This is a genomic window from Campylobacter sp. W0066.2 (assembly GCF_024723515.1).
Lineage (GTDB): Bacteria > Campylobacterota > Campylobacteria > Campylobacterales > Campylobacteraceae > Campylobacter_D.
The window spans coordinates 1-9,030 of sequence record NZ_JANQCV010000022.1 but is presented as its reverse complement, the minus strand read 5'-3'; the positions used below and the strand labels follow the sequence as shown (position 1 = coordinate 9,030).

The 9,030-nt window shown below is 24.3% G+C and carries 3 protein-coding genes; 1 reads left to right on the top strand and 2 read right to left on the bottom strand.

Annotation, left to right across the window (positions count from 1 at the left end):
- Positions 1-214: 214 nt before the first annotated feature.
- Together CAMP18498_RS07605 and CAMP18498_RS07600 are read right to left on the bottom strand one after the other, a co-directional pair.
- Positions 215-1,768: a P-loop NTPase fold protein gene (locus CAMP18498_RS07605; RefSeq protein WP_337198230.1), complete on the bottom strand. Its 1,554-nt coding sequence runs from the start codon at positions 1,766-1,768 to the stop codon at positions 215-217.
- 6 nt (positions 1,769-1,774) lie between these two features.
- Positions 1,775-6,544 (bottom strand): type ISP restriction/modification enzyme, encoded by a 4,770-nt coding sequence (locus tag CAMP18498_RS07600; protein WP_337198229.1) that lies wholly within the window; start codon positions 6,542-6,544, stop codon positions 1,775-1,777.
- Between the two features lie 558 nt (positions 6,545-7,102).
- On the opposite strand from CAMP18498_RS07600, the gene CAMP18498_RS07595 reads away from it, so the two are divergent.
- Positions 7,103-8,245, top strand: a complete 1,143-nt coding sequence (locus tag CAMP18498_RS07595) for an AAA family ATPase (RefSeq protein WP_337198228.1) — start codon at positions 7,103-7,105, stop codon at positions 8,243-8,245.
- Positions 8,246-9,030: the final 785 nt, after the last annotated feature.

Sequence of the window (9,030 nt, the reverse complement as noted above, 5' to 3'; positions counted from 1 at the left end):
AAAGATTATAGATTTTGTTTAGTAAAACTTTTTTGTATTAGTTATAAATATAGATCAAAATTATCTCTTTTCTTTATATGCTTTTTTAAATATCATAACTAGTTAATAATTTGCAGTAATATTTCACAATAATTAATCATTGAATAAAAGATTATATTGCTTTTTGATAAGATATATTATCTTAAGAATAAAAAATTATAATTGCTTAGTAAAATCATTTTTTAATAAACAATTCTACTAACTTATTTTGAGGTATTGGAATATTTAATTTTTTAGATAAACTTTCTAATGGAAGATAAAAAGTAAATTCATTAATCCAAAAATATTCTTGTTCGTTTTTATTATTAATTATTGCATCATGAGCTTTATTACACCATTGATTAAATAAATCCAATACTTCTTTTTCATGTTTTTTTATTACTAATTCTAAAGCAAAACTTTTTGTTCTTTTAAGTTTAAAGCTATCTTTATCATTAAAAGCATAATTTAATATTCTATATCCAAACATATATGGAATGCTTTCGATATCATTTTTATGTTTTAAGAAAAAACCAATAGAAGCTTCTTCAGGCGATGTTTGATTATCTAATTCTTTGATATATTCCATATGAAAATTAGTATCATCGATAATTTTTTTAACAAAATTTAATAAAAAAATTTTACATTCTTGTATAGGTGTATATCCATTTGGATTAGGAAATAATTGCGGAATATATAAAAAACTAGTTTTTTGCATGATTTCAAAACCATCTTTTAAATAAGATAATAGCTCTTTTAATAAATTACTATATATTGAAGTGCGCGGGGAACTTAAATTTGTAGTTCCTTTTATATTGTTTTTTTCAAAATATTCAGGTTTAAGTCCAAAATGATAAGCATAAGCTATTGGATAAAGTATATAATTATATATATTTTTAAATTCTTTTGATGGATATTTTTCTAAAGAAAAATCTTTTAAAAGAGTTTGATAAGTACAATTTACTCTATTTAATTCTCTTAAATTTGTAAAATTATGAGTTTGTAAAAGTTTATCTATGTTTATAATATCAGGAAAATATTTATAAGCATCAAAATTTTTTTCTAATTTTTCTGACATAAAAATGGAAAATTGCTCTATTGATGATGGAGCAAATTTGATTTGAAAATCAAATACTTTTTCTTTGTATTTTTCAAATATCATTTTTTCTTTTGTTATTTTAGATTTATCTTTATTATTTTCTTGATTAAAATTATCGTTTTTAAATAATTCATCTTCATTATAGATAACAACTACGGAACACTCTTTATTCTCCTTAAGTTCAGAAATCAATCCTAAAATATCCTGCACTGGAATTTTATCTGATAATCTTTCAAAATCGTCTATGCAAACAATGGTATTTTTCATATGTTCTTTTTTAAAAAATTTAAACAACGAATCCATATCTATGTTTTTACCAAAAAATTTAAATGTTCCTTCTATAAAATCTCTTATATTATCTGCATTTTTATTTTCTATTGTTAAAAATTGAGACACTAAGTCTTTAATGATTTCATTTTCATCTTTTTTTCCAAAAACTGAGGTATATATAGGAGTTATGTCTAGTTCTTTCTTTAAAAACGGAGTCATTTCGTTTTTCCAAAAATAGCTCTTTCCCACACCCCATTTTCCATTGATTGCAATAGCGATAGGCTTATCCTTATTTTCTTTAAAAATTTCTTCTATTTTTTTCTTGCATTCATTTCTATTTATAAAAATAAAATCTGCAAAATCAATACCATTGTTACTCATATATTTTCACTCACACTCCATTTTACTAATCTCATTTATTAAATCAACGCTTTTTATAGATAAATCAATGATTTTTAAAAGAAGTTCATAGATATATTTACCACCTTGATAATCATTTGGATTATTTTCTATTAAACTTTTTTTATCTATGCTTATTTGGTATCTATCGATAATCCAATCAATCACACTTTTGCCATTGATTTTATATTCATAAGCAATATTTGGTATATTTTTTATAGTGATATTTTGATTATAAAAAATATCATTTCCTAGTTTTTTCATCTTAGTGACTTTATAAAACTCATCATTGTCTGTATCAGCCAAAACTCCATCTTTAAATTCTACTTCTTTAAACATTTCATTATTTTCATAGTTCAAATGTAAAGTGGCTAGTTTTTTACCCAAAATGCTTAAGTTTTTAAAATCTTTACTTATAGGCACTCTTGGAGCTTCTTTTGAAAGTTCAAATTTGTATTTTTCTAAATAGCCTTTGTGATTTAAAATAGCATATATATAATAAAATATATCTTCTTTGTTTATAGTTTCATCTTTTAATTGTTTTTTAAATTCATCTAAAGCAAAATCACTTATAGCGTATTCTTTGCTTCCATTTTCTTGGTAAAAATAAAGTGGAAAAGCTTGAGTATCACCTATAAAATGTAAATCAGGTATATTCTCAGATATTAAAGTTGAAAAATTATAGCTTTTTAGTGAAATATTTATCAACAAATTCTCATCTGTATTTTTAGGAAATAATTTTGACAATTGAGATTGTTCTTCATTCCAAGTTTTTTCCCAGTAAAGATATTCTTTAGTAAAGGGACGATAAAAACTAATTCTTATACTTTCTTGATTGAATTCTTTGATTTTTTCATTATTTATAAAATCTTTTTTTAAAGCTCTAGTCCAAGCTATTTTAGTATTATCTACACTTATATCTTTATCACTTAACTCTTTATAAAGTTCTGATTTTTTAGTATTTTTATTTTTTTCTAAAAATGCTTTGTGATCAAATTTAGCTAAGTCTTCATTATAAGTAGCTATGCATTTTTGCATAGAATTTGAAAGCTTTTCTTTGGAAAAATTATAAGCCCAGCTATCACGATTTGTTACTATGCCTGTGGCATTTATAGCAAAAATTCCGTATTCATTTTTATCGCTTTTTAAAGGCATTAAATTATCAAAATCATTTCCTCTTTGATTGATCCAATCGCCTTTTTCATTTGGGATTATATTTATAAAAGGCACATTTAATACACTTTTAAAATTTTCTAATTTATCAAGCTTAGTTTGTCTATCTAGATAATCTCCTATATCATAATAATGAATTTTATTTGTTTTAGCATTTGTATCTTTTATGAAAAATACTATAGCCACTGTTGCACGTGATCCAGAACTAAATATCTGTCCGCCTTCTTGTTTAGCTTTTTCTCCAAAAGTTCTTGTATTTCCTCTTAAATTTAAAATATAAATATCACTAAATTCTTTAGCTACGCATTTTCTAAAGCCATCAGCACTTGTTGCATCTATAAAGCCCCCATTTACTACAAAGCCTATAATGCCGTTATCTTGTATTTTATCGCTTGCCATACGCAAAGCTTGGATTAGTGTATCTCTAGTATTTTTAGCTAAATTTGCACTTGATTCTTTGCCATAAGTGTCTTTGACGCGTTTTTCTAAATTTGGGTGAGAAATGTTTGCATTATTATCATTTGCACTACTTGCTCCAGCTGAATAAGGAGGATTGCCTATGATGACTTTGATTTTTTCATTGGCTATTAAGTCTTTAATCTTTTTATTTTCTTCTAAATCTTTAAATTCCAAAGCAAATAAGCCATTATCTTGTATTTTTTTATCTAAATAATCAAGACTATCAGCTAAGGCTATATTTTTAAATTTATCTAAAGTATTTATCCTTTCATTACCCGTTTGTGTGATGTTAATAAGCGCTATATAATAAGCAAGCAAGATTATATCTTGAGCAAAAATTGCTTTTTCGTATTTGTTTTTGAAATTTTCATCGCTAATTAAATCATTTTCTTTACTTAATAATCTTGTGATAAAACTTCCAGTTCCAGTGAATGGATCAAATATTTTTACATTTTCATCGTTAAAATCTGTATTAAAATGTCTTTTTAAAAGCTCATTAACAGAATGAAGTATAAAATCAACCACTTGTATAGGAGTATAAACTATGCCTAATTTTTCAGCTTGTTTTTTAAAAGCTGATCTAAAGAAAGTATCGTATAAGTTTTTAATGAGTTCTTGTTTGCTTTTTTGACTTTTTGCTAATTTTACATTTTCTTCTACGTTTTTATATAAAGCTTTTAAAGATCTTGTTTCTTCATCATCTAAACCAAAGGTATTTAACTTTTGATTTACTTCATCAAGAGCTTTTCCTATAGGATTATCATCCATATTCTTATCAAATAAAACATCAAATATAGGTTTAGTTATAATGTGAGAACATATCATATCTATGGCTTCGTCTTCTTTGATATTTGGGTGAATGTTTTCTTTTAAGGAAGTTAAAAATTCTTCTAAAATTTCAGGATGATCTTTAAAGATAGCGTTTAATCTTATATTTAATTTTTCTACTATTTTAGCTGTTTTTGCACTAAAGCTTTGCCAGTAACCTTTATCGCCAAGCTTAGTTGGTATGGCATTATACATCGTGTTTGCAAGTTCGCTTAAGGTAAAGCTATCAAACAAGCTTGGCTCATAGTTTTTATCTGTATTATTTGAGCTTTCATCTGCCACATAATCAGCCACAGCTATTTTGATCTTTTCTTTAAATACAGCCTCATCTACTAAGGTATCATCGTGACTTCTTAGAGCTTTTAAGATATTCCATATATTTAAAAAATTGGTATTTTTTATAGCCTCATCTAAATTTGAAAGCTCATTCTCGCTTAATGCTAAAGGCAGTATGATATAACCTGTTTTTTTATTTGGAGCTTTTCTCATTACTCTACCTACTGATTGGATTATATCTACCATAGAATTTCTTCCATCAAAAAATACTACACTATCTAAAGCAGGTACATCCACACCTTCACTTAAACATCTTGCATTGCTTAGTATATTACAAGTATTTTCTTTTGGGGAGTTGAGATTATTTAGTTTATTTAATCTTATATTGGAATTCATAGTTCCATCAACATGATCTATGTTTATATCAAGATTTTTAAAAGAATCTTTTTTTAATGCTTCATCATAGCATTGCATAATAATTTTAAAAGAATTGGTTATATTTTTAGAATCTCTTATGCTTTTGCAAAAATTTATAACTCTTCTTGAAATATTACTATCCATTTCTTCTAAAAAGTCATTATCTATTTGGTTATTTTCATCAAGAGCAACTAAATCATTTCTTGCTAAACCTTTATGCGTACCTATGATTTTAGATACAAAGTCTATATCTACATATTTTTCATCTACATTTTTTTCATCTTTTAATTTTGCTATGGCTGTATTTGCTATGTTTGCAATACTTTCTTGTTTGATAGCTAAAATAATAACTTTATAATCGGTAAGTAAGCCTTTTTCAACTGCTTCTCTAAAATTAATACTATAAATTTCATCTCCAAAAATTTCTTCATCATCCATAGAAAATACTTCATTATCACTTTCTAAAGCTTTGCTTTTTTGAGAACTAGAATAAATCTTTGGAGTAGCACTCATGTAAATTCTTTTTTTGGCTTTGATGTTTTCATCACTATGGCATAGAGTAAAAGTATTTAGTTTATCTTTTTCCTTACCTGAATATAAATTTCCTACACTTCTGTGAGCTTCATCGCAAATGATTAGATCAATCTCATCTAGATCGTTTTGTTTTTGAGCTTGCATGATTTTTTCAACACTTTGATAAGTAGAAAAGATGATAAATCTTTTGTTGTCTTTTTTAGCTATATCGTAAGCTTTTTTAATGCTTTGTGTATCAGTAGAAGCAGGAATGGGCAATTCTAAAATATCTATATCATCTTCAATGCTTTTACCTGATTTACTATCTGAGCATACAATAGAAGCAACAAAATCATCAGTTTTCTCTTTACAATATTCTCTAAATGTTTGCCCTACTAAAGCTATACTAGGAGCTAAAAATAAAACAATGGAATTTTTAGGAGTAATTTCTTCTATAATTTTTAAAGATGTAAAAGTTTTCCCAGTACCACAAGCCATGATAAGCTTGCCTCTTGTATTATTTTTGTTTACAAAATATTCTTTTGTGTTATTTATGGCTTGTATTTGATGTTCTCTTGGTTTTTTCTTTGCAGTAATTGGTAGTTCTAAAGAATTATTTGGATCAAATTTATCCCAACTTATGTTTGAGCTTAAAAAATCTTCTAAAGTGATCAATTCTATAGGTGTGTTTTTTAAAATTTGCTCCATCTCTTTTTTAGCGTTTTGAGTAAGATCACTAGTACTTATAATAATGCCTTTACTAAATTTAATCTCCCCCATTCCACTTTGCAACTTGCTAAAATAAGTACTTAAGTCTTTAAAATCTACTTTTGAGTTTTCATAAAATTTACATTGAACTGCAATATAATCATCGTCTTTTGTTTGAATGATTAAATCTATACCACAATCTTGCCCATTTTTTTTATCCCATTCATCCCAAAGATAAATATTTTTATAAATATTTGCTGTATCTTTTTCTTTTAAAAGATGTTTTGAAAGTTTTTCAAACATAGATCCCTTCGATCTAGTGTTTAAATTTGCTTTTTTTAATTTTTCTAAGATGATTTCAAAAGTAGTTTCGTTTGCACTCATTAAAACTCCTAAGCTAACAATATAAAGAATATATCAAAAATTAACTTTGTAACTTATAAATATAAAAGTTTTGTATTTTTATTTTGTGTAATTATAAATAAATATTATACTTACTAGAAAGCTTATGAGATCAGTAGTGTTTTCTTTATAGAGATATCTTCTTATACAGTTTTTATGCTTTAGTTTTCTTTGAAGCCATAATTATTATATTAATTTCAAAGGGCTTTATAATAACTTATTTTATTCTTAACAATATTTCAAAATATATTTATTAAATATTTCATTTAAATCATTAAGAGCAAATATATTTTTGTGGATTTAGTTTTATACGAATATTTTATATGCCTATGAAGTGCAATATTGAAATTTGCTAAGTTGTTTATTTTTTACCTTGATTAAGAATGTATTTTTATTAATTCATTTTTATAGCTTTAATTCTTTAGTGAATATTATAAAAAATATCAAAACAGACTTTAAAACTATATATTTTTAAATATAAACATATTTTATGTTTATATTAACTATCAATGCTTTATAATAACACAAAAGGAAAATATTATGTTAAGAAAAATAGAAATATCTGGTCTATATTCTTTTGGAATAGAAACACAAATTGTTGATTTTACAGCAAAGCCAAAAAGTAAGTTGAAAAATACAAAATATGAGTATAATTTTAATTTATCACAAGCTGGGAAACCTATGAAATCAGCAGTTTTTTTTGGAAAGAATACTAGCGGAAAAACTAACTTTTTTATAGGCGTAAAAATTTTACTAAATATAATTAAATATGGCTTTTCTCATACCCTAAGAGAGCATTTAACAGACAATGCCTTTAATGAAAATTCAAATTCTATAAAATTAAGTATTGAGTTATCTAATAACAATAAAGATATTTTTACATATTCGATAGAGTTTGATAAAAAATATATCCTAAAAGAATCTTTTTTGAAAAATAATAGAATTATATATGAATTTGAGAATGATAAGGCTATTTTTAATATTGATAGTAAAGAAAAAAATAAACAGCTAGAGTTATTCTTTTCAAGAAATCTTAGTGAAAATATATTTTATTTCTTAAAAGATTTTGAAATAGAGCAAAAAGAAATATTTATGAATCTTATAAACAATATCGAAGTTTATATGAATAGTAATTATTCAAAAAAATATAATTTTGAATTTGAAGAAAATAAAAAGAAATATTTTTTAGAACACAAAGAAAGTATTTTGGAAATTTTTCAATTGCTAGATAAAACTATAAAAGATTTTGAGTTTAAAAAGTATGAAAAAGATGGAAAGAATATATACGAAATCTTTTTTGTTCGCAATGGAAAGAAATTTAATTATCAAATAGAATCAGAAGGTATTAAAAAAATAGTATATTTTGCAGATAAAATAACCCAAATTATCAAGGAAGGAAAAATTGTTTTTATTGATAAATTAGATTCTTCAATAAGCACTTTGGCGCTAATACTTATATTCAACAATCTTATTAATACAGAGAAAAACCATAATGGACAATTAATTATTTCATCTCATAATGTTTTATTATTTGATGTTAGTTTTTTAAATTCACAACAAATATTTTTAATTCAAAAAGATCAACACCTAGAGAGTAAGATAAGAACTTACTACGATTATGACATTAGAAGCGAAAAGAAAAAAGCATATATTGATTATTTAAAAGGGCTTTATGATGAATAAAAAACAAAGCCCAGTATACAGATTTGGTGCGAAGGTAAAACAGAAGAAGATTATTTTAATTCCCTTTTTAAATATCTAAATTATGATAATGTTAAAATAGATGTAAAAAATTTAAAAAATAATAATTCATATAAAAACATTCTTTATAAAATAGAAAAAACAGCTTATATTAATAAGCTTATTATTGTAATGGATCTAGATAGAGCAAAAAGCGATACTAGTGAGTAAAAATTTTAGAAAAACTTATAAAACATATAAAAAAGCCAAAAGATATACATTTATTTCTTACTCTTGATGATTTTGAAGATTGGCTTAGATTTCATTTTGTAGATAATAGTAAAAATAACAAAACAAATTTTTATAAAAAATTAGGATATAACGATAGTAAGAATTTTAAATCATCTACTAACGATTTATATTCTCAAATATTAAATAAAGGTGGATGTATAGAAAATGCTGAAAAGTATTTTTGCAATATCGCTGTTTTTTGCAATGATCAGCGTGAGATTGATAAAAATTCACTAAATAATCTAACTCAAAGTAATCTATATTATTTTAGAAAATTATTAGAACAATATAATGGTATTTAAAATAATATTATAAAAAACTCTACTTCTTTTTTTATATTGTGATTATATACAGATTAATCAATAATATCTAAAATTGGTTTTTTAGCTAAAGCAATTTAAATATTTATGAGTAAGTTTGTTTTGTCTTATTTTTACAATTTTGGTTTAATTTATATAATTGATCTTCCTCAAATCCATCATTTATTCCTGCTTCAG